At 41.8% G+C, this 26681-nt stretch carries 25 protein-coding genes and 2 other annotated features; of the genes, 22 read left to right on the plus strand and 3 right to left on the minus strand.

From position 1 onward, the window contains the following. The first annotated feature begins 45 nt into the window (after positions 1-45). Positions 46-265: a binding site (T-box leader), on the plus strand. A gap of 124 nt (positions 266-389) precedes the next feature. The 6 genes from thrS to AC3ZVC_RS09755 all read left to right on the plus strand — a co-directional run bounded on the left by thrS (position 390) and on the right by AC3ZVC_RS09755 (position 5365). Beyond that, complete coding sequence (gene thrS / locus AC3ZVC_RS09730; RefSeq protein WP_490068150.1) at positions 390-2321, plus strand: threonine--tRNA ligase; 1932 nt, start codon at positions 390-392, stop codon at positions 2319-2321. Positions 2322-2643: 322 nt separating this feature from the next. Then, positions 2644-2767, plus strand: a sequence feature (ribosomal protein L20 leader region). 180 nt (positions 2768-2947) lie between these two features. After that, complete coding sequence (gene infC / locus AC3ZVC_RS09735; RefSeq protein WP_214729314.1) at positions 2948-3451, plus strand: translation initiation factor IF-3; 504 nt, start codon at positions 2948-2950, stop codon at positions 3449-3451. Between the two features lie 15 nt (positions 3452-3466). Next, the gene (gene rpmI, locus AC3ZVC_RS09740) at positions 3467-3667 is read left to right on the plus strand and encodes a 50S ribosomal protein L35 (RefSeq protein ID WP_009333215.1); all 201 of its coding nucleotides are present in this window, start codon (positions 3467-3469) and stop codon (positions 3665-3667) included. Between the two features lie 26 nt (positions 3668-3693). Next, on the plus strand, positions 3694-4053 hold the full coding sequence (gene rplT, locus AC3ZVC_RS09745; protein WP_053434161.1) for a 50S ribosomal protein L20: 360 nt from the start codon (positions 3694-3696) through the stop codon (positions 4051-4053). A 405-nt stretch (positions 4054-4458) separates the two neighbouring features. After that, entirely contained in the window at positions 4459-4731 is a 273-nt protein-coding gene (locus AC3ZVC_RS09750; RefSeq protein ID WP_490068151.1) for a DUF1294 domain-containing protein, read from the plus strand. Positions 4732-4795: 64 nt separating this feature from the next. After that, positions 4796-5365, plus strand: a complete 570-nt coding sequence (locus AC3ZVC_RS09755) for a TVP38/TMEM64 family protein (protein WP_490068152.1) — start codon at positions 4796-4798, stop codon at positions 5363-5365. 30 nt (positions 5366-5395) lie between these two features. On the opposite strand, the gene AC3ZVC_RS09760 is transcribed toward AC3ZVC_RS09755, so the two are convergent. After that, positions 5396-5809, minus strand: a complete 414-nt coding sequence (locus tag AC3ZVC_RS09760) for a sigma-w pathway protein ysdB (RefSeq protein ID WP_490068153.1) — start codon at positions 5807-5809, stop codon at positions 5396-5398. Positions 5810-5963: 154 nt separating this feature from the next. Between AC3ZVC_RS09760 and AC3ZVC_RS09765 the strand changes: the two genes are divergently transcribed. The 3 genes from AC3ZVC_RS09765 to AC3ZVC_RS09775 all read left to right on the plus strand — a co-directional run bounded on the left by AC3ZVC_RS09765 (position 5964) and on the right by AC3ZVC_RS09775 (position 8276). Continuing rightward, positions 5964-6455: a dUTP diphosphatase gene (locus AC3ZVC_RS09765; RefSeq protein ID WP_490068154.1), complete on the plus strand. Its 492-nt coding sequence runs from the start codon at positions 5964-5966 to the stop codon at positions 6453-6455. Between the two features lie 184 nt (positions 6456-6639). Further along, on the plus strand, positions 6640-7725 hold the full coding sequence (locus AC3ZVC_RS09770; RefSeq protein WP_490068880.1) for a M42 family metallopeptidase: 1086 nt from the start codon (positions 6640-6642) through the stop codon (positions 7723-7725). A 233-nt stretch (positions 7726-7958) separates the two neighbouring features. Continuing rightward, on the plus strand, positions 7959-8276 hold the full coding sequence (locus AC3ZVC_RS09775; protein WP_490068155.1) for a small multi-drug export protein: 318 nt from the start codon (positions 7959-7961) through the stop codon (positions 8274-8276). A gap of 218 nt (positions 8277-8494) precedes the next feature. Here the strand turns inward: AC3ZVC_RS09775 and sspI are convergent, their stop codons facing one another. After that, on the minus strand, positions 8495-8701 hold the full coding sequence (gene sspI, locus AC3ZVC_RS09780; protein WP_490068156.1) for a small acid-soluble spore protein SspI: 207 nt from the start codon (positions 8699-8701) through the stop codon (positions 8495-8497). 142 nt (positions 8702-8843) lie between these two features. On the opposite strand from sspI, the gene AC3ZVC_RS09785 reads away from it, so the two are divergent. The 3 genes from AC3ZVC_RS09785 to pheT all read left to right on the plus strand — a co-directional run bounded on the left by AC3ZVC_RS09785 (position 8844) and on the right by pheT (position 13519). Beyond that, a complete protein-coding gene (locus AC3ZVC_RS09785; RefSeq protein WP_490068157.1) occupies positions 8844-9593 on the plus strand; it encodes a TrmH family RNA methyltransferase in 750 nt (249 codons plus the stop codon). Positions 9594-10043: 450 nt separating this feature from the next. Further along, complete coding sequence (gene pheS / locus AC3ZVC_RS09790) at positions 10044-11081, plus strand: phenylalanine--tRNA ligase subunit alpha (protein WP_490068158.1); 1038 nt, start codon at positions 10044-10046, stop codon at positions 11079-11081. Between the two features lie 23 nt (positions 11082-11104). Continuing rightward, positions 11105-13519 (plus strand): phenylalanine--tRNA ligase subunit beta, encoded by a 2415-nt coding sequence (pheT, locus tag AC3ZVC_RS09795; RefSeq protein ID WP_490068159.1) that lies wholly within the window; start codon positions 11105-11107, stop codon positions 13517-13519. 171 nt (positions 13520-13690) lie between these two features. Here pheT and rnhC read toward each other — a convergent pair whose 3' ends face one another. Beyond that, positions 13691-14629, minus strand: coding sequence for a ribonuclease HIII (gene rnhC / locus AC3ZVC_RS09800; protein WP_490068161.1), 939 nt, complete (start codon positions 14627-14629; stop codon positions 13691-13693). A gap of 189 nt (positions 14630-14818) precedes the next feature. On the opposite strand from rnhC, the gene zapA reads away from it, so the two are divergent. The 10 genes from zapA (at position 14819) to AC3ZVC_RS09850 (ending at position 26604) form a co-directional block, all read left to right on the plus strand. Beyond that, positions 14819-15079, plus strand: coding sequence for a cell division protein ZapA (gene zapA, locus AC3ZVC_RS09805; protein WP_490068163.1), 261 nt, complete (start codon positions 14819-14821; stop codon positions 15077-15079). 2 nt (positions 15080-15081) lie between these two features. Further along, the gene (locus tag AC3ZVC_RS09810; RefSeq protein ID WP_490068165.1) at positions 15082-15624 is read left to right on the plus strand and encodes a CvpA family protein; all 543 of its coding nucleotides are present in this window, start codon (positions 15082-15084) and stop codon (positions 15622-15624) included. A gap of 398 nt (positions 15625-16022) precedes the next feature. Next, positions 16023-17741, plus strand: a complete 1719-nt coding sequence (gene polX, locus AC3ZVC_RS09815; protein ID WP_490068167.1) for a DNA polymerase/3'-5' exonuclease PolX — start codon at positions 16023-16025, stop codon at positions 17739-17741. A gap of 28 nt (positions 17742-17769) precedes the next feature. Next, positions 17770-20124: an endonuclease MutS2 gene (locus tag AC3ZVC_RS09820; RefSeq protein ID WP_490068168.1), complete on the plus strand. Its 2355-nt coding sequence runs from the start codon at positions 17770-17772 to the stop codon at positions 20122-20124. A 145-nt stretch (positions 20125-20269) separates the two neighbouring features. Beyond that, complete coding sequence (locus AC3ZVC_RS09825) at positions 20270-20677, plus strand: DUF350 domain-containing protein (RefSeq protein WP_490068169.1); 408 nt, start codon at positions 20270-20272, stop codon at positions 20675-20677. Between the two features lie 359 nt (positions 20678-21036). Next, a complete protein-coding gene (locus AC3ZVC_RS09830; protein WP_490068170.1) occupies positions 21037-22740 on the plus strand; it encodes a long-chain-fatty-acid--CoA ligase in 1704 nt (567 codons plus the stop codon). A 358-nt stretch (positions 22741-23098) separates the two neighbouring features. Further along, a complete protein-coding gene (fadR, locus tag AC3ZVC_RS09835; protein WP_214725083.1) occupies positions 23099-23683 on the plus strand; it encodes a fatty acid metabolism transcriptional regulator FadR in 585 nt (194 codons plus the stop codon). A gap of 42 nt (positions 23684-23725) precedes the next feature. Next, positions 23726-24499 (plus strand): enoyl-CoA hydratase, encoded by a 774-nt coding sequence (locus tag AC3ZVC_RS09840; protein ID WP_490068171.1) that lies wholly within the window; start codon positions 23726-23728, stop codon positions 24497-24499. 313 nt (positions 24500-24812) lie between these two features. Continuing rightward, positions 24813-25586: an electron transfer flavoprotein subunit beta/FixA family protein gene (locus AC3ZVC_RS09845; RefSeq protein WP_490068173.1), complete on the plus strand. Its 774-nt coding sequence runs from the start codon at positions 24813-24815 to the stop codon at positions 25584-25586. A gap of 40 nt (positions 25587-25626) precedes the next feature. Beyond that, positions 25627-26604 carry an electron transfer flavoprotein subunit alpha/FixB family protein gene (locus AC3ZVC_RS09850; RefSeq protein ID WP_214725077.1) on the plus strand — a complete coding sequence of 326 codons (978 nt, stop codon included), beginning with the start codon at positions 25627-25629 and terminating at the stop codon, positions 26602-26604. Positions 26605-26681 lie beyond the last annotated feature (77 nt).

The following is a 26681-nucleotide window of genomic DNA, read 5'->3' on the forward strand; positions in this document are numbered from 1 at the left end:
TCCTGAAATAACAAACTATAATAACGTACATATTATGTTATTCAAGCAAAAGTTGCGATGAGGATAAGGGTATTCTTATACGGTTCAAAGAGAGGGAAGGCAAGGCTGAAACCTTCCTAACACGATTCGAATGCTTACCGCCTCTGAACTCCAGCCAGGAAATGGGCTGGCGGTAAAAGACCGTTATCTTACTACAGAGTCATTTTTCGTATTGGAAAGTGAGAAGTAGGGTGGAACCACGTGTTAATAATAACTCGTCCCTTTTTTAGGGGCGGGTTTTTTTGTTTTTGGCTGAGTTTCAGGTTATTAACATGGCCATCTATAACAGGTTGAAACGCAGGAACTCTGAATTCAGATATCTTGCGCTAACATAAAAAGGAGGAAATATCATGTCTGAAGTTGTTAAAGTTTCGTTTCCAGATGGTGCTGTAAAGGAGTTTCCAAAGGGAACGACAACAGAAGATATCGCAGCTTCGATCAGCCCTGGCCTGAAGAAAAAAGCGATTGCCGGTAAGCTGGATGGAGAAATGTATGATCTTCGGCGTCCAATTGAAAAGGATGGGGCTATTGAAATTGTTACAGCTGACAGCAGCGACGCGCTGGAGGTTCTGCGTCATAGTACTGCCCACTTGATGGCGCAGGCGATAAAGCGTTTATATAAAAATGTAAAGCTAGGTGTCGGACCAGTTATTGAAGGCGGGTTTTATTATGACATAGACCTGGAAGAATCCCTGTCGCCGGAGGACCTTCCTGTAATTGAAAAAGAAATGAAAAAAATCATTAATGAAAATATTGATATCATCCGCAAAGAAGTCAGCCGTAATGAAGCTGTCGAGATGTATAAGGAAATTGGTGATGAATATAAGCTTGAACTGATTGAAGCCATTCCAGAAGATGAAACAGTAACAATCTATGAGCAGGGTGAGTTTTTTGACCTATGCCGAGGCGTTCACGTTCCGTCAACAGGAAAGCTGAAAGAGTTTAAATTATTAAGCATTGCCGGTGCATACTGGAGAGGCAACAGTGATAATAAAATGCTTCAGCGTATTTATGGAACAGCCTTTTTCAAAAAAGAAGACCTGGCTGAACATTTACGTTTGCTCGAGGAAGCAAAAGAGCGTGATCACCGTAAAATCGGCAAAGAGCTTAACCTGTTCATGAACTCTCAAAAGGTTGGCCAAGGTTTGCCTTTATGGCTGCCGAAAGGGGCAACAATCCGCCGCAACATCGAACGCTATATTGTTGATAAGGAAGAAAGATTAGGTTATAACCATGTGTACACTCCAATCATGGGAAGTGTAGATCTTTATAAAACTTCCGGACACTGGGACCATTATCAGGAGGACATGTTCCCTGTGATGGAAATGGATAATGAACAGCTGGTTCTACGTCCGATGAATTGCCCGCATCACATGATGATTTACAAAAACGGCATTCACAGCTACCGAGAGCTGCCTATCCGCATTGCAGAACTTGGAACAATGCACCGCTATGAAATGTCAGGAGCCCTATCAGGACTTCAGCGCGTGCGAGGTATGACTCTCAATGATGCGCACATCTTTGTACGTCCTGACCAGATTAAGGAAGAATTCAAGCGTGTTGTTCATTTGACCCTAGAGGTATATAAGGACTTCGATATTAGTGATTATTCATTCCGTCTATCCTACAGGGATCCTCAAGATACTGAGAAATATTTCGATGACGATGAAATGTGGGAAAAGGCACAGGCAATGCTGAAAGAAGCCATGGATGAAATTGGCCTGGATTACTTTGAGGCAGAAGGCGAAGCAGCTTTTTACGGCCCGAAATTGGATGTTCAGGTTAAAACTGCCCTTGGCAAAGATGAGACATTATCGACTGTCCAGCTTGACTTCTTATTGCCTGAACGTTTCGACTTAACATATGTAGGAGAAGATGGAAAGCCTCATCGCCCTGTAGTTATCCACCGCGGTGTTGTATCCACAATGGAACGATTTGTGGCATTCCTGATTGAAGAATACAAAGGAGCATTTCCAACATGGCTAGCGCCTGTTCAAGTTCAGGTCATTCCGGTGTCTCCTGATGTGCATTTTGATTATGCAAAACAAGTACAGGAGCAGCTTCAGGCAGAAGGCTTCCGCGTTGAGCTTGACGACCGCAATGAAAAAATCGGCTATAAGATCCGTGAAGCGCAAATGCAAAAAACTCCTTACATGCTTGTAGTCGGAGACAATGAAGTAACTGAAAAAGCTGTCAATGTCCGCAAGTATGGAGAGCAAAAATCAGAAACAGTTCCATTTGAAGATTTCATCTCAGCTTTAAAAGCTGAAGTTAAACGCTAATATAGGTATGAAAGGGCTGCGCAGTCTGCAGCCCTTTTCTATTTTAAACTCTGTTAACGATTCGTTGATAGATGGTGATTTTCGTTGATATAATGGAAAATTCGTTGATATATGGGCGGTTTTCGTTGATATATATAAATTCGTTTATATATTTTAAATCTTGAAAAAAACTGGGACTTATTTCTTTTTAAAAGAAATTAGCAAAACCATATTGCAAAAAGAGATATATTTTGTTATGCTTTTCTTCGTTGTGATAAAAGTTATTCGTTTGACACGAAATCATACTTTGTGATATAGTATCTAAGGTAATTGAATACAGTTTGAGGAAAAGAAGAAGCACCCGCTTCTCACCTGATTGACGCAAAGTGCAGTTGGCAGGTTTTACGTGAACATTTTCTGTTTATATACGTAAGTGTGGGTGTTTTCATCCGCACTTTTTTATTTGGTTAAAAACAGTTCTGTTTCCCTCTGTGGAAGAGAAATGTTGCATAACTTGCGATTCAGCTTTGGTCCGGTGCAGTTGGCAGCTTATGAAGCTGTCAATCTCCAGCAGGCGCTTGCGCTTTTCTTGACCCAAACGTTGTGTTCGCATTAAACCTTGGAGGTGTCTAGCTATTAGCAAAGATATGTTGTTAAACGAGGGCATTCGCGCCCGCGAAGTCCGTCTTATTGACCAAAACGGCGAGCAGTTAGGAATTAAATCAAAATTCGACGCACTTGAAATTGCTTCTCGTGCAAATCTTGATCTTGTTCTGGTTGCACCGAATGCGAAACCTCCTGTAGCCCGTATCATGGACTACGGAAAGTTCAAGTTCGAGCAGCAGAAGAAAGAGAAAGAAGCTCGCAAAAACCAGAAGATTATCAGTATTAAAGAGGTTCGCCTTAGTCCGACTATTGAAGAACATGACTTTAATACTAAGCTTCGCAATGCTATTAAATTCCTTGAAAAAGGCGATAAAGTAAAAGCATCGATCCGATTCAAAGGACGTGCCATTACGCATAAGGAAATTGGCCAGCGTGTTCTAGTCCGCTTTGCGGAAGCTTGCAATGAAGTTGCAGCAGTGGAATCACATCCGAAAATGGATGGCCGAAGCATGTTTATGGTCTTAGCACCGAAAAACGACAAGTAAGAGGAGGAATTCCCCATGCCAAAAATGAAAACTCACCGCGGCGCTGCTAAGCGTTTCAAAAGAACAGGTTCTGGTAAACTGAAGCGTTCTCATGCTTACAGAAGCCATATGTTCGCTAACAAATCTCAAAAACAAAAGCGTAAGCTTCGCAAAGGAACTCTTGTTTCTTCAGGCGATTACAAGCGCATCCGTAACTTACTAGTAAATCTTAAGTAATATCTCGAAATTAGGAGGGAAATAATATGCCACGTGTAAAAGGCGGTACAGTTACTCGCAAACGTCGTAAAAAAGTTCTTAAATTAGCTAAAGGTTATTTCGGTTCAAAACATACATTATACAAAGTTGCTAACCAGCAGGTTATGAAATCCCTAATGTATGCATACCGCGACCGTCGCCAGAAAAAGCGCGACTTCCGCAAACTTTGGGTTACTCGCATCAACGCAGCAGCTCGCATGAACGGTCTTTCTTACAGCCGTTTAATGCACGGTTTAAAGCTTGCTGGCATCGAAGTTAACCGCAAAATGCTTGCTGAATTAGCAATCGCTGACGAAAAAGCATTTGCTGAATTAGCATCAGTTGCAAAGCAGCAGCTTAGCAAATAATATATAATTCACCAGCCATTCTCTAAACGGGAGTGGCTTTTTTATTTCTTAGCACTGTTAAATGGGGGTGTTGATTTCCGCTCCAGGCACTCAGCGAACGCGGGGCGGGCGGTGAGCCTCCTCGGTGCAAGCGCCTGTGGGGTCTCACCTATCCCACTCCTCCCGCAGGACTTTGAATAAGCATCCTTGAATACTCACCGCACGAAGGAAATGCGATAGCATTTTTGAGGATCGAGCTCCTTCCACTCCAATCACCTCAGTGAAAAACTAATAGTAAGCTTTAACAGAGCTATATTTTTAAGAGCATAGCAATCCTTCATAAGAACATTGCTATTTACATATAGACAAAATGCCCCACTTCTCTTAAGCTCATTACAGGCGTAATACATACAAAGGAGATCATGCATGATTAAATTAATTGTTCTCATTTATCTGATTATGAATATTGCCGGTTTTTTCTTAATGAAGCTGGATAAAGAAAAGGCGAAAAAAAATCAGTACAGGATCAGTGAAAAGAATCTGTGGCTTTTGGCTTTCTTTAGCGGTGCTGCAGGGATGACATTTGGAATGAACAAATTTAGGCATAAAACAAAGCATCTGCAATTTAAATTTGGATTGCCTGCTCTAGCTTTGCTGGAAGCTGGATTAATTCTGTACCTTACCATTCAATTGTCATAAGCAGGCATGGCCCTCCATAAGCTTTAGTGAACACCCAGAATGACAGCAGGGAGAAGGTGGATGCATGAATGATCATTTGTCGCTGTTGTTTGTGATCGTGGAGACTGCTGGAATTCTTGCTCCCATTGCTTTTATTTTTTTTCATATTATACGGCAGGTTTTATTTATTCCCGTCCCGCTTGTTTGCGTGTCAGGGGGGGTTCTGTTTGGAAGCTTTTTTGGCTCTGTATTCTCGATTATCGGATTAATGATGAGCAGCATTCTCTTTTATTTTATGATCAGCAAAATGCCAAGAACGCACGAAAAGCTTTCATTATTAAAAAAAAGATGGTTCGGCGAGTACCGGAATCTGACTGTCGGGCAGGTAACTGTCTTAAGGCTTATTCCGTTTATTCACTATCATTTGCTTAACTTTTGCCTGATGGAGAGAAACAAGAATTTTAATGAGTATGTGAAAAATTCCTGGGTCAGCAATTTGCCCCTTGCAATCTTTTATACCGTGTTTGGGGAGTTTATCAGCCGGTTTACTCCATCCATGATTCTGTTAATCTTGTTTTCTCTTGCTATTTTAGTTTTTGTGTTAAGGGAAAAAGTAACCGTTATAAAATGGAAGGAATTCTTTAAAGCAGCATGAAAAAAACGTTCGGGTGGCCCGAACGTTTTTTTACATATGATCTTTGAAAAGCTCGCCTGGGGAATTGGTTTTATGCATAAACTCTTTAACGGGGCTTTTCCAGTCAATCTTAGCATTCGGATAGGCCTCAGTGATTTTTCGTTCAATAAAAATAAAATCTTCCCGAACCATCCCTTTAAGGGCAGCAATACTGCGCGGCCAGATAAAAATGGAAACAACTTCAAAAGCATTGTCCGTAGTGCCAAGATATTTTTCGCCTTCAAATAAAACACCTTTATACGTAATCAGGAAGTTTTTCCGGACATTTTCCTGGTCATCCCAAAAATAATAACGTTTTTGTTCGTGGGCAAGTTCAAGTTTTCGCTTCGAATTCAGAAGATATTTTACCGCAGTGTAGAGGAGAAAAAGGATAAGTGCGAACAGCAGCATGCGCAGGAGCCACATATTAACAGCCCTCCAATAATATTTTCTTTACTTTACGGTTGAAGTTAAAAAAGGTTTCAACTTTAGAGCGATTTGTTATAATCTTTTTGACTTTACAAATCATAAAGTATTATTTAAGCAGCTTATCTTTAATAAGGAAATAGGATGGTGGAGAATGAAATATCGGCAATTATTTCAAATGCAAAAGGCATTGGACAGTCATATAGAAACAAATCATCAATTGCAGGATGAAGATTTATTCGAACGTAAAGTACTTGCATTGCTTGTTGAGCTGGGGGAGCTGGCAAACGAAACTAGGTGCTTTAAGTTTTGGAGCCACAAGCCTTCTTCCCCTCAGGAAACAGTATTGGAAGAGTTTGTGGACGGTATACATTTCATTTTATCTCTTGGCATTGAGTGCGGATTTGACCAGGAAGAAGATTATGGCATCACTTTAGATAAAGAAGAGTCTGTGGCTGGTCAATTTTTATCGGTTTATGATGGAATCGGCAAATTTCGGACAAGCCCTTCACTTAACCGTTACAAACAGCTTTTTTCAGCCTATTTAAATCTTGGAGAAATGCTGGGATTCACTCCTTCAGACATTGAAAAGGCGTATATAGACAAAAATGAAGTGAATTATAAAAGGCAGGCGGAAGGATACTAAAAGCCAGGATATGCTCAATGTTGATTTTGGCATTGAGTTGAGTGAAAACCTACGGGTAAGTTTAAGGAGAGTTATAAAACTAATGTCCGTCTTGAGCCGGATTAGGTTTCCGTCTGATAATTCTTTATATTGAATTGCAGGTTCGGTATAATAGGGATGAATACATATTAAGGGAGTCGAAATGATGGCTAAATTAGATGAAACTTTAACAATGCTTAAGGAATTAACAGATGCCAAAGGGATTCCGGGCAATGAGCGCGAACCGCGCGAGGTAATGAAAAAGTACATAACAGCATTTGCTGATGAAGTGACAACTGACGGACTGGGAAGCTTAATTGCTAAAAAGACCGGTAAAGAAGACGGCCCTAAAATTATGGTAGCCGGCCACCTCGATGAAGTTGGCTTTATGGTAACAAGCATTGATGATAAAGGGTTTATCCGCTTCCAGACGGTTGGTGGCTGGTGGTCCCAGGTTATGCTTGCACAGCGTGTAACGATCGTAACTTCCAAGGGAGATGTAACGGGTGTAATTGGATCAAAGCCTCCTCATATTCTATCTCCGGAAGCACGCAAAAAGCCTGTTGAAATTAAAGACATGTTTATTGATATCGGCGCTTCCAGCCGTGAAGAAGTAAAAGAGTGGGGAGTTAAACCAGGTGATATGGTGGTTCCATATTTCGAATTCACGGTAATGAACAATGAGAAAATGCTTTTGGCAAAAGCGTGGGATAACCGTATTGGCTGTGCGATTGCTATCGATGTATTAAAACAATTGAAAGAGGCTGACCATCCAAACCTTGTTTACGGTGTAGGAACTGTGCAAGAAGAGGTTGGACTCCGCGGTGCCCGCACTTCTGCACAAAAAATTGAGCCGGATATCGCATTCGGTGTTGATGTTGGTATTGCAGGTGACACTCCGGGCATTTCCGAAAAAGAAGCAATGAGCAAAATGGGCAAAGGACCGCAAATCATTCTTTATGATGCATCCATGGTTTCACACAAAGGCTTGCGGGATCTTGTTACAGATACGGCAGATGAACTAAATATACCTTATCAATTTGATTCAATAGCTGGCGGCGGAACAGATTCAGGAGCCATCCATGTTACGCATAACGGCGTTCCTTCCCTTTCTATCACGATTGCAACACGCTATATCCATTCACACGCAGCAATGCTGCATCGCGATGACTACGAAAATGCTGTAAAGCTTATCGCTGAAGTGATTAAGCGCCTTGATCGTGAAACTGTTGATAAAATTACTTTTGAATAATTGTGCAAAAAGGAAAACTCCGGTCCATCCCGGAGTTTTTTATTGGAAAAACTGATAATTGGAAATAAGAGTGAAAATCTTCAAATATTAAAGGGTTGCAAATATAGTAACTTAAACTAAATCAGCCGTTTTAGTAGGTGAAAATTCTTTTTCTAGCACAAATAGACACTTTATAAATATATCGGAAGTCAAAAAGCTAGAGAATCACCGGAAGCAAACAATAATAAAGCGGGGTGGAAAATATCATCTGGGAATATATATTAGTTTTCATATTGGCCGCCATTCCATGGATTGAAATAGCGGCAGTTATTCCAATTGCCATCGTGAAAGGGCTGAACCCTTTCCTTGTTGCCGTTTTATCATTTGGGGGGAATTTTCTGACTGTCTTCCTGCTGATTGTTCTGTTTGAGCGTTTTCAGCTTCGGCGGAGAAAAAAGAAGGGGCCAGAGGAAAAGAGAGCGGCCGGGCAAAAAGAGGCAAGAAGATTTGGAACCGATATGGATTGCCCGGCTTGGCTCTTGCAGGCCCTATTCTTATTGGCACCCATATAGCTGCAGCAATCGCGATGGGACTTGGTGCAAAAAAACAATGGACCACTCTTTGGATGATCGTTTCGCTCGTATTATGGAGCGGAATTTTTGCCATCGCAACTCAATATGGCTTTGAGTTTTTCTTAGGCTAATGGAAAAACTGCACCTATTTGTCAGTTGTGTCTAACAAATGGGGTGCAGTTCATCAGGGAGCAGTTTTTCTATTTTGCGCGTCTTTGTTATTTTAGCCCGCTTTCTAAAACTTGCAGCATTTCCTGCTTATCTTCTTCAGAAGAGTTTTGCCAAATGACTTCAAATAAAACGCCTAATCCAGGAAGCATTTTTTCTTCCCCATTCTGAATTGCATCTACAATTGTATCTTTTAGTTCGTCTTGAGAGTTGCCGGATACATTGTGTAAAATGGCATTACGCAGGTTTAAATTCACCTTCATGCACTCCTTCCAGATATAATTCGTTATTATGTTCTCTAATTTTGCTTTTATTATGTATTCCAAATAGGCTATAATGAAAAAATTGTATAAAAGAAATTCCAGGCCAACAGGATTTTCTATAAAAGGAGAGACAGTGTTGAAGCATATTCAATCTGCAAAGAACCCGAAAATTAAGGATTGGAAGAAGCTCTTAACAAAAAAAGAGCGGGATAAGACAGGAACTTTTTTGGTTGAAGGCTTCCATTTGGTGGAAGAAGCGCTTGCAGGTAATCAGGTTTTGGAAATTATTATAAACGAATCCAAGGACATGCCTCCTGGATGGGATTATGGTGATATCCCTTTAACTATGGTAACGGAGGAGATCATTGGGCTGCTGACTGATACCGAAACGCCGCAAGGGATCCTTGCTGTTTGCGAACAGGCGAAGTCCTCTGATGATGTTGAAGGCAATAGGTATTTGCTGATTGACGCTGTTCAGGATCCCGGTAATTTGGGTACCATGATCCGGACAGCAGATGCAGCAGGAATGGATGCCGTTATTGTGGGCGATGGAAGTGTGGATGTTTATAACCCAAAGGTTCTTCGCTCTGCACAGGGCAGTCATTTCCATTTGCCAGTTATAAGGGGAGACCTGTTTGAATGGGTGAACAGGCTTAAAGAAAATAATGTAACTGTTTTTGGGACAGCATTAGAAAACGCCAGGGAATATACTGAGGCCGATCATGCCGAGTCCTTTGCCCTGCTGGTTGGGAATGAAGGAAGCGGTGTAAATAAAGACCTGTTAGCCCTAACAACTGCCAATCTCTATATCCCGATTTTGGGAAAAAGTGAGTCGTTGAATGTAGCGGTCGCTGCCGGAATTCTGCTTTATCACCTAAGAAAATAAAAAATGGGCAGCATTTTTATGAAAACCGTTTGAAACGGCATGAAGAATATACTATAATTAACAGCAAAATTATAAGAAATAAACGATGACGGAGTTCAGTACTTTGTTAATGCCTTTTCAGGGAGAAAATGCCTTAGACTGAAAGCATTTTTATTGGGATTGCAAGGGAATTTTCATCTCCTGAGTTGGCATCGGGACCATTGAAATGAAATAGAGAGCCAGAATAGATAACTGTCTAGCTACGGCACCTAGGGGCTCGAGGAGTCGCCTCCGCATTTCGGTGTAAAGATGTACCGGCATCAGCCGTTATCCCAATGAAGTGAACACGTGCTTTATGTACATATATGTGTTAAAAAGGGTGGTACCGCGAAACCTCGTCCCTTTATGGGATAGAGGTTTTTTGTTTTGGCAAAAAAAGTAAAAGAAATTAATTAAAGGAGGATTTTTCAGATGCAAGAGCGTTTAAAAGAACTACAAACTGAAGCGTTAGAAAAAATCAGCACTGCTGCTGATTTAAAAGAACTAAATGATATCCGTGTATCTTATCTTGGTAAAAAAGGCCCGATTACAGAAGTTCTAAAAGGAATGGGGAAATTGTCAGCTGAAGAGCGCCCGAAAATGGGGGCCCTTGCGAATGAAGTGAGGGATAGCATTGCTGCTGGAATTGAGGAGAAGCAGAAACACCTTGAAGAAGCAGCGGTCCAGGAAAAACTGGCTGCTGAAAAAATTGATGTTACTCTTCCAGGACGTCCTGTAAAAACAGGAAACCACCATCCATTAACACGCATTATCGAAGAAATTGAAGATTTGTTCATTGGAATGGGCTATACAGTGGCTGAAGGACCTGAAGTTGAAAAAGACTATTATAACTTTGAAGCATTGAACCTTCCTAAAGGCCACCCTGCCCGTGATATGCAGGATTCCTTCTATATTACAGAAGAGATTCTTCTTCGTACCCATACTTCGCCAGTACAGGCCAGAACAATGGAGCAGCATGAAGGTAAAGGGCCTGTAAAGATTATTTGTCCGGGGAAAGTGTATCGCCGTGATAATGATGATGCAACACACTCTCATCAGTTCATGCAAATTGAAGGGCTTGTTGTGGATGAGAATATCCGTATGACTGATCTTAAAGGAACACTTGAAGTATTTGCAAAGAAAATGTTCGGAGAAGACAGAGAGATTCGTCTTCGCCCAAGTTTCTTCCCATTTACAGAGCCATCTGTTGAAATGGACATCTCTTGTAAAATTTGCGGCGGAAAAGGATGCAGCGTATGTAAAGGAACAGGCTGGATTGAAATCCTCGGTGCCGGAATGGTTCACCCGAATGTTCTTGAAATGGCAGGATTCGACTCCAAGAAATACACAGGCTTTGCATTTGGAATGGGGCCGGAGAGAATTGCCATGCTGAAATATGGTGTAGATGATATTCGCCATTTCTATACAAATGATGTTCGATTCTTAAAACAATTTTCAATTCATGAATAAAACGAGGTTGAGGAGGATATTACATGTTCGTTTCATATAAATGGCTTCAGGAATATGTTGATTTATCTGGCGTTACACCTGATGAGCTTGCAGAAAAGATTACAAAAAGTGGTATTGAGGTCGAAGGCGTTGAGATTCTGAATGAAGGAATCAAGGGTGTAGTTGTAGGTCATGTCCTTGAGAGAGAACAGCATCCAAACGCGGATAAGCTTAACAAGTGTCTTGTAGATACAGGTGCTGGCGAGCCTGTACAAATCATTTGTGGAGCTCCCAATGTCGATAAAGGACAGAAGGTAGCTGTTGCAACAGTTGGAGCTGTACTTCCAGGCAATTTTAAAATAAAGCGTGCCAAACTTCGCGGAGAAGAATCAAATGGGATGATTTGCTCCCTGCAGGAATTAGGCATTGAAAGCAAACTTGTCGCAAAGGAATATTCTGAAGGGATCTATGTTTTCCCTGGAAACGTTGAGGTTGGGCAGGATGCCATTGAGCAATTAAACCGTGACGATCAGGTTCTTGAGCTTGGATTAACGCCGAACCGTTCTGACTGCTTAAGTATGCTGGGGGTTGCCTATGAAGTAGCAGCCATTTTAGGCAGAAAAGTACAACTTCCAGAACCTCAAGTGGAAACTATATCTGAAAAAGCGTCGGATTATATTGATGTGCAGGTAGAAGCAGCAGAAGATAATCCATTATATGTAGCTAAAGTCGTTAAAAATGTTAAAGTGGGTCCATCTCCAATTTGGATGCAGGCACGGTTAATGGCAGCCGGGATTCGCCCGCACAACAATGTGGTCGATGTTACTAACTACATCCTGCTTGAATACGGACAGCCGCTTCATGCTTTTGACTATGACGGTTTGGGATCAAAAGAAATTCTTGTCCGCAGAGCAAAAGAGGGTGAAGTCATTGTTACACTTGATGATGCCAAGCGTGAGTTAACATCTGACCATCTTTTAATTACTAATGGCAGTGAGCCGATTGCCCTTGCCGGCGTTATGGGCGGAGCTAATTCTGAAGTACAATCCGATACTAAGAATGTACTTATTGAATCAGCTTATTTCAAAGGTGCAGCTGTCAGAAAGGCTTCCAAGGACCATGGCCTTAGAAGTGAAGCGAGTTCCCGTTTTGAAAAAGGTGTAGACCCGAACAGAGTCAGGGAAGCGGCGGAAAGAGCGGCCCAATTGCTTGCTGAATATGCTGGCGGAGAAGTGCTGGGAGGTTCTGTAGAGGCAGATTCACTCCAGATTGAGCCTGCACTGGTTTCCGTAAATCTTGAAAAGATTAACCGCGTGCTTGGTACAGCGCTGTCCATGAAGGAAGTAGAGGGAATCTTTGCCCGCCTTCAATTTGAAACTGCTGTTGATAACGATGAAATCACTGTGACAGTGCCAACACGAAGAGGTGACATCACGATTGAAGAAGACTTAATTGAGGAAGTTGGCCGTTTATATGGCTACGACAATTTAGCCTCTACTCTACCGGTCGGAGCTTCTACACCAGGCCATCTTACGGAATATCAGAATAAACGGCGATTGGTCCGCCGTTATCTTGAAGGTGCCGGACTTTACCAGGCAGTGACCTATTCATTGACGAATGAAGCAAAGGCAACTCAGTACGCTTTGGAAGAGCGCAAACCTGTCCAATTGGCAATGCCAATGAGTGAAGACCGCAGCCTTCTTCGCTTAAGCATCGTGCCACAGCTTCTTGAGGTATTAAAATATAACTCTGCACGTCAGAACGACAGCCTCGCTGTGTATGAAACAGGAGCAGTCTTCCTTTCCAATGGAAATGAGGAACTGCCTGAGGAGCGTGAGCATCTGGCTGGTGCGGTTACTGGATTATGGGAAAGCCACCCATGGCAGGGGGAAAAGAAGCCTGTTGATTTTTACGTCCTAAAAGGAATTCTTGAAGGCTTATTTGATAAGCTGGGACTTTCCGAAAAAATAGATTTCAGACAGTCTGAAAAGGATGGCATGCACCCGGGCAGAACAGCAGAAGTACTGCTATCTGGAAATTCAGTTGGATTTGCCGGCCAAGTCCATCCAACTGTTGAAAAAGAACTTGATCTAAAAGAAACCTATGTATTTGAATTGTCATTGAAAGCTATTTTGGAAGCAGAAGTTGCTCCATTGCAGTATGAAGCAATCCCGCGTTTCCCATCTATCACTCGTGATATTGCCCTTGTGGTGGAAAAGGGAGCTGCAGCTGGCGAGCTTAAAGCCATTATTAAAGAAGCTGGCGGCAAGCTTTTAAAAGACGTTCATGTATTTGACCTGTACGAAGGCGAGCGTATGGAGCATGGCAAGAAGTCGATTGCCTTCTCCCTAAAGTACTTTGATCCTGAACGCACATTAACAGATGAAGATGTAGCAAAAGCGCATGACAAAGTTTTGAATGCTGTGAAGGAAAAAGCCGGAGCGGTATTAAGAGGATAGTAAAGAGGAAGGCAGCCTGGGGGCTGCCTTTTCCTTATGGGGATTTTTGGTTGGGCCGATAAATGCCCGATTTTGGCCGATAAATACAAAAATGAAAGCGGAAATACTTTGAGATCCGGCTGTTTTTCAGCCTATTTAATATAACAGGCTTATCTATAAAACAGCCATTCATTAATTATATTTCCGGCTATACAGCTTCATTGCTTTTTCAGTATTGGCAAAGTGCAGCTTCACAAACGCGGGCAATGCTTCACTGCCTTTTTCCTTGATCAGTCGTGCAGCCGCTTCATCTACCTTTGGGCCGGCTCCTTTAGTAAGCGTAAATCCAGCCTGTTTGCTTAAATTTTCGAAATGGCGTACAAAAGCATAGCGGGCCAGTATGGATGCAGACGCTACTGCCAGGTGTATTCCTTCCGCTTTCGTGCTAAAAAATACACGCTCCCTCTGGATGATTTGCTGATTTTTTAAATAGTTAAAGTAAACTTCTTCTTTGGCAAATTGGTCAATCAGTATAGCTTCAGGCTTTTCAGGAGCTATTTTACCAAGAACATGCCCAATCGCCTGATTGTGCAGCAAAGCCTTAATTTTCCCCTGTGACATGCCTGATTGCTGCAGCTTGTTGTATTTTTCATTATGCAGTGTTAAAAGGCTATGTGGCACGATATCCTTAATTTGCTTAGCAATTTCAATGATTTTTTCGTCCCCAAGATTTTTGGAATCCTTTACGCCAAGCTCCTTCAGTAAAGGGACTTGTTCTTTCTTTACATAAGCTGCGACAACGGTGATTGGGCCAAAGTAATCGCCGGTGCCAACCTCATCCGAACCTATCACTGAAAGGGTGCTGATATTTTCCGGAAGGTTAGCTGCGGCCGGGCTTTTCTTTTTGCTTGGCTGGGCGCTGCGTCCGGTATCACCCCATTTATTGGCTTCTTCCTCACTTCCGCTCCCCTGGAATAAGACTTTGCCCGATTTGTAGGCGGTGATTGAACAGCCGGGAACCTTTGCTGCAAAGATACTTCCTGGAGGCTGCTTATCGTTCAAATGTCGTGAATAGTAGGTCTTCATTTCTGAAATTTCATTTGCTTTTTTTAAAAGTACAACTTGGCTCATTTTATATCTCCTCTATTACTTATAATTTCGGTTTAGTTTTTTTTGCCTGATTACAGATTCATTTCCCAGCCTTCCTTATGGAAAAAGTTTTACATGAACTATGCTCTTTTGACATGCTTTGACTTCCCACCAATATACGTTCATGTTATGATAATGAGTAGGATTCTTTAAAGAAGGAGGGCATGGACGTTGTCACAAAAAAATCGAACAAGCGTAGATATATATGGACAGCAATATGTAATAGTAGGCTCCGAGAGCTCCAGCCATGTTCGCCTTATTGCTTCGCTGGTTGACGATAAAATGCGTGAAATCAGTTCGAAGAATCCTTCACTCGACATTAGTAAGTTAGCCGTACTAACCGCAGTCAATGCTGTTAATGATTATATAAAGCTAAAAGACCGTCTGGAACGGCTGGAAAACGAATTAAATAGAGTAAAGGACGGAAAATAGTCATGCTGGATATCGCAATTATCATTATATTAATTTTTGGCTTTTTCATTGGGCTAAAAAGAGGATTTATCCTGCAATTAATTCATTTAACAGGATTTATTATCGCTTTTATAGTAGCCCGTATGTATTACCAGGAGCTTGCGCCCAAGTTGACTTTATGGGTGCCATATCCAAGCTTTAGCAGCGACTCGGCGATTCAAACGCTTTTTGAGAATGCAAATCTTGAAGATGCTTACTATCGCGCCATTGCCTTTGTCGTGATTTTTTTTGCGGTGAAAATTCTGCTGCAAATTATTGGAAGTATGCTTGACTTTGTTGCGCATCTGCCGATATTAAAGCAGCTCAATGTTTGGGCAGGTGGAATACTCGGATTTATTGAAGTCTATCTTATCATGTTTATTCTATTATACATAGCCGCACTTGTTCCAATTGAAGTGCTGCAGGGACCTATTAATAATTCCTTTCTGGCGGAACAAATGGTTAAGAATACGCCCGTTCTCTCCAAGCAGTTAAAAGAAATGTGGGTTGAATATATGGCAGCGTAACTTCTCTATTTCTAGAGAAGTTTTCTTTTTGAAAGGCTGTTTCTCATAGACTTTAGCTTATGAATGATGCCCGTTGATTTCAGCACGGGGCACTTAGCGAACCCGCGGGGAGGAATGAGAACCTCCTCGGCTTCGCCTGTGGGGTCTCTTACTCCCTCTCATCCCGCAGGACATTGGAAAAGTAACCTTGAGTAAACACCGCACGAAGAAAATGCGAATGCATTTTCGAGGAGTCGAGTACCCTCCGCTCCAATCAACTCAGTTGGTTAAACTTAGTTTACAGTTAAAAAGCAACATACTTTACGAAAAAAGCCTTTTGAAAATGGCCCTGATTTGAAGTTGCACCGCTAAATAAGAGATAATACTGATACTAATACTGTTACGGGCAGGTGGTTTGAATGAGTATAAATAAAAAAGATGTGATCAGGATTTTGGAAACAATCGCTGTTTATATGGAATTAAAGGGAGAAAATCCTTTTAAAACAGCAGCTTTCCGCAAGGCAGCACTTGCACTCGAATCCAATGATGAAAGTTTATCTGAAATTGAAGACTTTACAAAGTTGTCCGGGATCGGAAAAGGGACTGCGGCCGTAATAGAGGAGTACATTAAAGAAGGGCAGTCCTCCGTACTGGCTGAACTTAAAGAAGAGGTACCTTCTGGCTTAATCCCTCTGCTCCAGCTTCCAGGCCTGGGAGGAAAGAAGATTGCCAAGCTATACAAAGAATTGGGCGTAGAAAATGCCGCAGACCTAGAAGAAGCTTGCCGCAATAAAAAGGTACAGAACCTTGCAGGCTTTGGTAAAAAGACCGAAGAAAAGATATTGATAGCCCTTGAGAACGCAGGTTCAAGGCCGGAACGCCTTCCGCTTGCATTTATGCTTCCGATAGCAGAAGGTATTGAGGCGGCTTTGGCTGATATGAAAGACATCAAAAAATACTCCAGAGCAGGAAGTTTAAGGAGAATGAGAGAAACGATTAAGGATCTTGACTTTATCATATCTACCGAAAATCCTCCATCAGTAAAAGAGCAATTATTAAATCTTCCAGGAATAAAAGAGGTTATCGCAGCGGGAGATACTAAGGTTTCTGTCGTGTTTGAGCAATCCTATGATATATCAGCTGATTTCCGTTTGGTGGAGCCCCATGAGTTTGCGACAACTCTGCATCATTTTACCGGCTCAAAGGATCATAATGTCAGAATGCGGCAGCTGGCTAAAGAGCGCGGGGAAAAAATCAGCGAATACGGGGTTGAAAATATAGAAACAGGTGAAATTCTCACTTTTTCAACAGAAGAAGAATTTTATGCCCATTTTGGACTTCCTTATTTCCCGCCTGAAATTAGGGAAGATGGAAAAGAAGTGGATGAATATAACAAAGATATGATGTTAATATCCCTAGAAGATATCAAGGGCGACCTTCACATGCACTCGACCTGGAGTGATGGCGCCTATTCAATTGAGGAGATGATTGAAGCCTGCCGTTCCCGCGGCTATAAGTATATGGCCATTACAGACCATTCACAGTATTTAAGGGTAGCTAACGGTCTAACAGCAGAAAGGCTTCGCCAGCAAAAAGAAGAAATTAAGCGTCTTAATGAGAAATTCGATGATTTTACGATATTATCAGGAGTGGAAATGGATATACTGCCTGACGGCTCCCTTGATTATGATGACGAGCTTCTGGAAGAGCTGGACATTGTTATTGCTTCCATCCATTCTTCTTTTTCACAGCCAAAGGAAAAAATTATGGCTCGCTTAAAAACAGCATTGCAGAATGCCCATGTGGATATTATTGCACACCCTACAGGTAGATTGATCGGCCGGAGGGAAGGCTATGAAGTGGATATGGAAATGCTCATTGAACTTGCTAAACAAACGAATACTGCATTAGAGCTGAATGCAAATCCAAATAGGCTTGATCTTGCCGCAGAGCATATCAGGGAAGCTCAGGAAGCAGGCGTCAAGATTGTGATTAATACCGATGCGCATAAAATAGATACACTAAACCATATGGAAATTGGTGTTTCCGCGGCTAAAAAGGGATGGATTAAGAAGGATTCTGTCCTTAACGCCATGGACACAGAAGATTTGCTCAAATTCCTGAAGGAACGCAATTAGGAATTTGGCTTGAAAGGGGAAAGTCCTCATGCAAGAACGAGTTTTAAAGATACTTGAATTCAATAAAGTAAAAGAACAGCTGCTTGAGCACGTTTCATCTTCCTTGGGAAGGAAGAAGGCAGAAAATATTCTTCCTTCAACAGATTTTGAAGAAGTAATCCGCAGGCAGGAAGAAACGGATGAAGCAGTTACAGTGCTCCGTATTAAAGGCAATGTGCCATTAGGTGGCATTTTTGATATTCGTCCGCATGTGAAAAGGGCAGTTATTGGGGGAATGCTGAGCCCGCAGGAGCTCACTCAAGTTGCTAGTACGATCCATGCAAGCAGGCAAATGAAAAGATTTATAGAGGACTTTGCAGAAGAAAGCAGCCTGCCTATTTTGCAGGGATATACAGATAAAATTATTGTTTTGGCGGATCTGGAGACGTCCATCCGAAATGCTGTCGATGAAAATGGTGAAGTGCTTGATAGTGCTAGCGAGGCGCTCCGGTCACTCCGCAATCAGCTGCGCACAAAGGAATCACGTGTAAGAGAGCGCCTGGAGAGTATGATTCGTTCTTCCAGCGCACAAAAGATGCTTTCCGATGCGATCATCACCATCCGCAATGACCGATTTGTTATCCCTGTAAAGCAGGAATACCGCGGCCATTATGGCGGCATTATCCATGACCAAAGTTCATCCGGGCAAACTTTATTTATTGAACCTCAATCGATTGTCCAGCTAAATAATGAACTTCAAGGCATCAGGGTAAAAGAGCAGCAGGAAATCGAACGAATTTTGATTGCGCTGTCCGGACTTGCAGCTGAATACAGTGGTGAATTGGAGACAATTGTGGAAGTGCTTGGGGAAATTGACTTTATGTTTGCTAAAGCAAGGTACAGCAAGCGGATTAAGGCATCAAAGCCTAAAGTCAATAATGAAGGAAGGATATCTTTATTTAAAGCGCGCCACCCGCTTATACCTCCCGACGAAGTGGTCGCTAATGATATCACATTGGGAGAGGAATACTCCACCATTGTTATTACTGGTCCAAACACGGGAGGTAAGACTGTTACGCTAAAAACGGTTGGTCTTTGTACATTAATGGCCCAGGCAGGCATGCAGATCCCTGCCCTGGATGGCTCGGAGACTGCAGTTTTTGGGGCTGTATATGCGGATATCGGGGATGAACAGTCCATTGAACAAAGCTTAAGTACCTTTTCTTCGCATATGGTAAATATTGTGGATATCCTGAATCATGTCGATTTTAACAGTCTTGTTCTATTTGATGAGCTGGGAGCTGGAACTGATCCTCAGGAGGGGGCTGCCCTTGCTATTTCCATCCTTGATGAAGTTTACAAGCGCGGAGCCAGGGTTATTGCCACTACCCATTATCCTGAACTCAAAGCCTACGGCTATAATAGAGAAGGAGTTATTAACGCAAGTGTAGAATTTGATATTGAAACGCTTAGCCCAACTTATAAGCTGCTTATTGGTGTGCCGGGACGAAGCAATGCTTTCGAAATATCAAAACGCCTGGGGCTCAATGACAAAGTGATTGATACGGCCAGGTCCTATATTGGTGCAGATACTAATCAGGTTGAAAAGATGATAGCTTCCCTTGAAGAAAGCCGAAAGCAGGCGGAATCTGACAGGGAAGAAGCAAATGATTTATTAAAGGATGCAGAAAAACTCCATAAAGATCTGCAAAAGCAAATGATTGAATTTTATGAGCAAAAAGATTCAATGCATGAGAAAGCAGCGGAGAAAGCTGCAGATATCATTGAAAAAGCTAAAGCTGAGGCAGAGCAGATTATTCGTGATTTAAGAAAGATGCGCATGGAAAAAAATGCGGAGGTTAAGGAACACGAGCTGATTGAAGCGAAAAAACGATTGGCTGAAGCTGCTCCGCAGATTAGGAAAACACAAAACAAAGCCAAGCCTAAAAATGATAAACACACCTTCGCACCTGGCGATGAGGTCAAGGTTTTAAGCTTTGGACAGAAAGGCCATCTGCTGGAAAAGGTGTCGGATAAGGAATGGCAAGTCCAGATTGGGATCTTGAAAATGAAGGTTTCCGAGAAGGATTTGGAATATATTAAGAGCCCTAAACCAGTTGAAACAAAGCCAATGGCTACAGTAAAGGGTAAAGACTTTCATGTGAGTCTTGAGCTGGATTTGCGCGGTGAACGATACGAAAATGCCCTGTTAAGAGTAGAGAAATATATTGATGACGCTCTTTTGGCAGGCTATCCGCGTGTGTCCATTATCCATGGAAAAGGTACTGGAGCCTTGAGGCAGGGTGTTCAGGAATATTTGAGAAACCACAGATCTGTTAAAAAAATCCGATTTGGCGAAGCTGGAGAAGGCGGAACAGGTGTTACAGTTGTTGAGTTTAAATAAGAAATTAGATATTTGTTTCCAGGCCTCTCTTCTAGCTCAGCGCGGGGCTAGTGGCTGTTCTAATAACCGTTTGAATCCGGGCATCAAGTTCGGCTTTGAACTGAAGATTGCGAAAAGACCTTAAATTCCAACGGGGAGAATGCAAATGAACCAATTTTGGGAAAATGAATATATTCAGACAGCCGCGTATTATAGTGTTGTCATTTTATGTATGATTGTCTTTTTAGCCATTTTTGAACTGGTCACCAAATACCGCAATTGGGAAGAAATCAAAAATGGCAATATTGCAGTTGCAATGGCAACTGGAGGAAAAATATTTGGGATTGCCAATATCTTCAGGCATTCCATTTTGCATAATGATACATTATTAACGATGATTGTTTGGGGAATATTTGGATTCGTTCTATTATTGATCGGCTATTTTATCTTTGAATTTTTAACACCTAAGTTTAAAATTGATGAAGAAATCGAGAATAATAACAAAGCGGTCGGCTTTATTTCGATGGTGTTATCGATTGGTTTATCGTATGTCATTGGGGCAGGTTTATCTTAAGGAGAGATTTATTGCAGTGGAAAAACTAGCTAAAGTTTTACTGGTTCTTAGCGGAGTATTTCTTCTCATAGGAGCCATTTATATATTTTTCATCGTGTAATGTTTTAGTGATATAGGTAAATACAAAAAAACGCCATTGTTTTATGGCGTTTTTTATTTTTAATTCTTACAGGAATTTCCCAGTATAAAGGACAACCTTCTATAAAATTTTCTGCCTATGTGAAAGGTCTTATTCTAATTGTCATAGAGACGGCATTATATTATAATAAGAATGAACAGTTAGAATGTTCTAAAAATTTTCAGTTATGTTCAAATTGGAGAAGAACTCTCCCTTTGAGCATTCAATAAGGAGGGACACAATGGCAGAATCAAAACCATGGCTAGAACAGTACCCGGCAGATATCCCCTCAACCTTGTCATATCCCAGTCAGCCGGTGCAGGAATATTTAAAACAAGCAGCAGATGAATTCCCGGAAAAAATAGCCATCCAATTTATGGGGAAGGAAATTACCTATAAATATGTGTATGATTCTTCAATTAAGCTGGCTGCGTATCTGCAAAATATCGGGATTGAAAAGGGAGATAGGGTAGCAATCATGCTCCCAAACACCCCACAGTCTGTTATCAGCTATTACGGAATTTTGATGGCTGGAGGAGTTGTTGTACAGACAAATCCATTGTATATGGAACGAGAGCTTGAATATCAAATGAAGGATTCAGAGGCAAAGGCGATCATTACAATGGACATTTTATTTCCAAGAGTGACTAAAGTGATGCCTCAAACAAATTTAGAACACATAATTGTAACCGCTATCAAAGATTTTCTTCCATTCCCTAAAAATCTGGTTTATCCATTTATGCAAAAAAAACAGTATGGCATTGTCGTCAATGTGAAGCATGAAGGACATAACCATTTGCTTACAGAGATTTTAAAAAGGCCTGCTGAACCTCTCGTGATTCATAAATTTGATTTTGAGGAAGACTTGGCTTTATTGCAATACACTGGGGGCACTACTGGTTTTCCAAAGGGTGTTATGCTATCGCATCGGAACCTGGTTTCCAATGCCGCAATGTGCAAAGCATGGCTTTATAAATGCAGGCGCGGCGAGGAAGTGGTACTGGGCATTTTGCCATTTTTCCATGTGTATGGAATGACAACAGTAATGATTTTGTCTGTAATGGAAGCGCACAAAATGGTCCTCCTGCCTAAGTTTGACCCTGAAACGACATTGAAAACAATTCAAAAGCAGCGCCCAACATTATTTCCTGGGGCACCGACCATTTATATTGGCTTATTAAATCATCCGGATCTGAAAAAATATGATTTGTCCTCCATTGATTCTTGCATCAGCGGATCAGCAGCTCTTCCTGTTGAAGTCCAGCAGAAATTTGAGGAAATAACAGGCGGAAAACTTGTTGAAGGCTACGGCTTAACAGAGTCTTCACCCGTTACTCATGCGAACTTTCTATGGGATCGTCCGCGTGTTAAAGGAAGCATAGGCGTGCCCTGGCCGGATACTGATTCAGCCATTTTTTCACTAGAGACAGGTGAACCGCTCCCAGTAGGGGAAGTTGGTGAGATTGCAGTAAAAGGCCCTCAGGTAATGAAAGGTTATTGGAACCGGCCCGAAGATACTGCACAGACTTTAAGGGATGGCTGGCTGCTGACAGGGGACCTTGGCTACATGGACGAGAAGGGATATTTCTATGTTGTGGACAGGAAAAAGGATATGATCATTGCTGGCGGGTTTAATATTTATCCGCGTGAAATAGAAGAAGTACTTTACGAGCATCCTGCAGTACAGGAAGTAGTGGCTGCCGGAATTCCGGATCCTTACCGGGGCGAAACCGTAAAAGCTTATATTGTGCTGAAAGAGGGCTCAGAAGCAACTGAAGATGAGTTGAATCAATTTGCAAGAAAGCATCTTGCAGCCTATAAGGTTCCTAGGCTATACGAATTCCGCCAAGAGCTTCCAAAGACAGCTGTCGGAAAGATATTGAGAAGAGCACTTGTAGATGAAGAAAAAAAGAGATTAAAAGAAGAAGAGGAAAAGCGGGCTTAATTGCAGAGACCGATTCCCATCGGCTCTTTATTTTTGATATATTATGCTTGTCCGTTGTTCTAGGGAATGTCATAATGAACTAAATATTTCGGCGGTAATTTCTTGACAGAAATGATGTGTGCTACTATTATAGAAACATGAATGATGATTCATTCATTTTATGCCTCAAAACGAATTTTAAAGGAATATATAAAATCATAGTTAAACTATTGGCTTGCTGGTTCTTATTTTACTGGTTAAAACAGCAGCACGGATGGTGATTTCACGTAAAGGCAGGCGACCCATCCGGCTGCACCAAATAAAGGAAAAAGTGCACTGCCGTTTAGCTGGTTTTTTATTCTTGAAAGGAGGGAAAAGCTTGAAGAAAACGAAACCTAAATACCGGCAAATTATTGATGCGGCGGTAGTTGTGATTGCCGAAAATGGCTATCACCAGGCACAGGTATCTAAAATTGCAAAGCAGGCAGGTGTCGCTGACGGCACCATATACTTATATTTTAAAAACAAAGAAGATATCTTAATATCCCTCTTTCAGGATAAAATGGGTTACTTCGTAGAGAAAATCGAAGAAAAAATTGCAGGAAAAGAGAAAGCTGCAGAGAAACTATTAATGATGGTAGAAACGCACTTTAAAATGCTCTCTCAAGACCGCCACCTGGCAATAGTCACCCAGCTCGAGCTGAGGCAATCCAATAAAGATCTCCGCCATAAAATCAATGAAGTCCTTAAGGGTTACCTTGCCTTAGTGGAAAAAATACTGGCAGACGGCAAGGATAGCGGGGAGTTTTCAAGTGATCTGGACATAAGGCTTGCCAGGCAAATGATATTTGGCACGATGGATGAAACGGTAACGACTTGGGTGATGAATGAACAAAAATATGACCTTACTGCTTTGGCAGAACCCGTTCATAAGCTGCTGATCAACGGTTGCGGGAATGTTTGATCCTCATAAAGTGCTATTAAAATATAATGAGGAGGAATATGATTGGAATATTTGAAATGGTCCCATCAGGATATGGTGGCGACGATCACAATTGAACGTCTGCCGGCAAATGCTCTTTCATCCGGACTGTTAAAAGAGCTGTCAGCTGTTCTGGATGAAGTTGAACCGAATGAAGATATCAGAGTAATTCTCATCCACGGAGAAGGCAGATTTTTCTCTGCTGGCGCTGATATTAAAGAATTTACGACAATAGAAAGCGGAGATGCTTTTTCCAGCCTCTCAACCTATGGACAGGACTTATTCGAAAGAATGGAAAAATTCCCTAAGCCGATTATTGCAGCCATTCATGGTGCTGCTCTCGGCGGTGGACTAGAACTGGCAATGGGCTGCCACTTCCGGCTTGTTGCTGAAAATGCAAAGCTTGGTCTTCCTGAGCTTCAGCTCGGATTGATTCCTGGCTTTGCCGGATCGCAGCGTCTTCCTCGCTTTGTTGGTCCAGCACGTGCGGCAGAAATGCTATTCACAAGTGACCCAATCACAGGCCTGGAAGCAGTCCAATATGGCCTGGCAAATCATGCTTACCCTGAAGAGGAGCTATTGGAGAACGCCTATAAAATGGCCAAAAAGATTGCCAAGAAGAGCCCTGGTTCTATTAAGGCAGCGATTGAGTTATTGAATTATGGGAAGACTGGACAGTTCTATGAAGGCGTTAAAAGAGAAGCAGAATTGTTTGGAGAGGTTTTTGTTTCAAAAGATGGTAAGGAAGGCATATCTGCTTTTATTGAAAAGCGAGAGCCGAACTTCACCGGGCAATAGTTTTTCAAAGTTTTGCCCTGAAAGATTACATTCATTCTTATAATCTATTATAATGGACTTGTATGCGGATGATTTAATCTTCAGAAGATTCATTGGTTAAATTCTGGTCTGCCAGCGAGCGGCCGCTCAATCACATGATTTGGGCGGTCCCAGCAGATTGGCCTTTCTGTATGCCTTGAATATTTTCAATCTTTCGAAGTGCAGAAATGTTTTTATTAATAGCTATGTTAACGCCATTGTTGGCTTCTCTTTTTTACTGGGAGTGAAATTCAGCAGGCAAGTTTAACAGAGCTAAATTACTAGGAGGGAAATCATGAACATCTACGTATTAATGAAGAGAACATTTGATACTGAAGAAAAAATTACGATCTCAGGCGGCAAAATCAACGAAGATGGCGCTGAATTTATCATTAACCCTTATGATGAATATGCGATTGAAGAAGCGATCCAGATTCGCGATGCACAAGGCGGGGAAGTTACAGTAGTTTCCGTGGGAACAGAGGAAGCTGAAAAGCAGCTTCGCACAGCCCTTGCCATGGGTGCAGATAAGGCTGTTTTAATCAATACGGAAGATGACCTCGAAGACGGAGACCAATTTACAACTGCTAAAATTTTATCAGAATATCTAAAAGATAAAGAAGCGGACTTAATTATTGCCGGGAATGTAGCCATTGATGGCGGTTCAGGCCAAGTAGGTCCACGAGTAGCTGAGCTTCTGGGCATTTCCTATGTTACAACAATCACCAAACTTGAAATCGATGGTAGCTCTGCTACTATAGTGCGCGATGTTGAAGGTGATTCTGAAGTGATTGAAACATCCCTTCCGCTATTGGTAACTGCTCAGCAAGGCTTAAACGAGCCGCGTTATCCATCATTGCCGGGAATTATGAAGGCAAAGAAAAAGCCTCTAGATGAGCTTGAGCTTGACGACCTGGACCTTGAGGAAGACGATGTTGAAGCAAAAACAAAGACAATTGAAATATACTTGCCGCCTAAGAAAGAAGCAGGAAAAGTTCTTGAAGGCGAATTGGAAGATCAAGTTAAAGAACTGGTTAACCTTCTTCATACCGAAGCCAAAGTTGTCTGATCGGAATTAACTGATAATAAAAACGCAGGGGGTAAAGCATATGGCTAGAAAAGTATTAGTGTTAGGTGAAGTCCGTGACGGTTCATTGCGTAATGTATCCTTCGAAGCGGTAGCAGCAGGAAAAACTGCAGCAGAAGGCGGAGAAGTTGTAGGTGTTTTAATCGGCGAATCTGTAAGCGCTTTAGCTCAGGAATTAATCCAGTATGGAGCTGATCGTGTAGTAACTGTTGAAGATGAAAAATTAAAACAGTATACTCCGGACGGATATTCTCAGGCTTTAATGGCTGTTATTGAGTCTGAAAGCCCTGAAGGACTTATTTTTGGACATACAGCACTTGGAAAGGACCTTGCTCCTAAAATTGCTGCCAAATTGGAATCAGGATTAATATCCGATGTAACAAGCCTTGAAGAAGCGGGCGGAAACCTTGTGTTCACACGTCCAATCTATTCAGGAAAAGCATTCGAAAAGAAAATCGTAACAGATGGCTTGCTGTTTGCGACTATTCGTCCAAACAATATTTCTCCATTGGAGAAGGATGAATCAAGATCTGGCGATGTTTCTTCAGTATCTGCAGATATCAAGGATCTTCGTACAATCATTAAAGAAGTTGTCCGCAAAGCAAGCGAAGGCGTCGACTTATCGGAAGCAAAAGTAATTATTGCTGGCGGCCGAGGTGTTAAAAGCGAGGAAGGCTTTGAACCATTAAAAGAGCTTGCGTCTGTTCTAAATGGAGCTGTTGGTGCATCACGAGGAGCTTGTGATGCGGATTACTGTGACTATTCACTGCAAATTGGCCAAACAGGTAAGGTAGTTACTCCAGACCTTTATATTGCTTGCGGCATCTCAGGAGCTATCCAGCATTTAGCGGGCATGTCAAACTCAAAAGTAATCGTAGCCATCAATAAAGATCCTGAAGCAAATATCTTTAAAGTGGCAGATTACGGCATTGTTGGCGACCTGTTTGAAGTTGTCCCAATGTTAACAGAAGAGTTTAAGAAACTTAAAGTAAACGCGTAAGAATCAGCTGATTGGCTATTCTTGAATAGAGTTGAAAGGGCGGCTATTGGCCGCCCTTTATACATAATCACAGATAC

It is taken from the genome of Cytobacillus sp. C11.1 (genome assembly GCF_058145115.1).

Coding starts and splice junctions, on each gene's coding strand:
- AC3ZVC_RS09825 (WP_490068169.1), top strand. CDS start 20,270: ATGAACCAATTTTGGGAAAATGAATATATTCAGACAGCCGCGTATTAT.
- pheS (WP_490068158.1), top strand. CDS start 10,044: ATGCAAGAGCGTTTAAAAGAACTACAAACTGAAGCGTTAGAAAAAATC.
- AC3ZVC_RS09770 (WP_490068880.1), top strand. CDS start 6,640: ATGGCTAAATTAGATGAAACTTTAACAATGCTTAAGGAATTAACAGAT.
- AC3ZVC_RS09810 (WP_490068165.1), top strand. CDS start 15,082: ATGCTGGATATCGCAATTATCATTATATTAATTTTTGGCTTTTTCATT.
- AC3ZVC_RS09755 (WP_490068152.1), top strand. CDS start 4,796: ATGAATGATCATTTGTCGCTGTTGTTTGTGATCGTGGAGACTGCTGGA.
- thrS (WP_490068150.1), top strand. CDS start 390: ATGTCTGAAGTTGTTAAAGTTTCGTTTCCAGATGGTGCTGTAAAGGAG.
- rplT (WP_053434161.1), top strand. CDS start 3,694: ATGCCACGTGTAAAAGGCGGTACAGTTACTCGCAAACGTCGTAAAAAA.
- AC3ZVC_RS09760 (WP_490068153.1), bottom strand. CDS start 5,809: ATGTGGCTCCTGCGCATGCTGCTGTTCGCACTTATCCTTTTTCTCCTC.
- rnhC (WP_490068161.1), bottom strand. CDS start 14,629: ATGAGCCAAGTTGTACTTTTAAAAAAAGCAAATGAAATTTCAGAAATG.
- AC3ZVC_RS09845 (WP_490068173.1), top strand. CDS start 24,813: ATGAACATCTACGTATTAATGAAGAGAACATTTGATACTGAAGAAAAA.
- AC3ZVC_RS09820 (WP_490068168.1), top strand. CDS start 17,770: ATGCAAGAACGAGTTTTAAAGATACTTGAATTCAATAAAGTAAAAGAA.
- polX (WP_490068167.1), top strand. CDS start 16,023: ATGAGTATAAATAAAAAAGATGTGATCAGGATTTTGGAAACAATCGCT.
- AC3ZVC_RS09765 (WP_490068154.1), top strand. CDS start 5,964: ATGAAATATCGGCAATTATTTCAAATGCAAAAGGCATTGGACAGTCAT.
- AC3ZVC_RS09830 (WP_490068170.1), top strand. CDS start 21,037: ATGGCAGAATCAAAACCATGGCTAGAACAGTACCCGGCAGATATCCCC.
- pheT (WP_490068159.1), top strand. CDS start 11,105: ATGTTCGTTTCATATAAATGGCTTCAGGAATATGTTGATTTATCTGGC.
- AC3ZVC_RS09750 (WP_490068151.1), top strand. CDS start 4,459: ATGATTAAATTAATTGTTCTCATTTATCTGATTATGAATATTGCCGGT.
- infC (WP_214729314.1), top strand. CDS start 2,948: ATGTTGTTAAACGAGGGCATTCGCGCCCGCGAAGTCCGTCTTATTGAC.
- rpmI (WP_009333215.1), top strand. CDS start 3,467: ATGCCAAAAATGAAAACTCACCGCGGCGCTGCTAAGCGTTTCAAAAGA.
- AC3ZVC_RS09850 (WP_214725077.1), top strand. CDS start 25,627: ATGGCTAGAAAAGTATTAGTGTTAGGTGAAGTCCGTGACGGTTCATTG.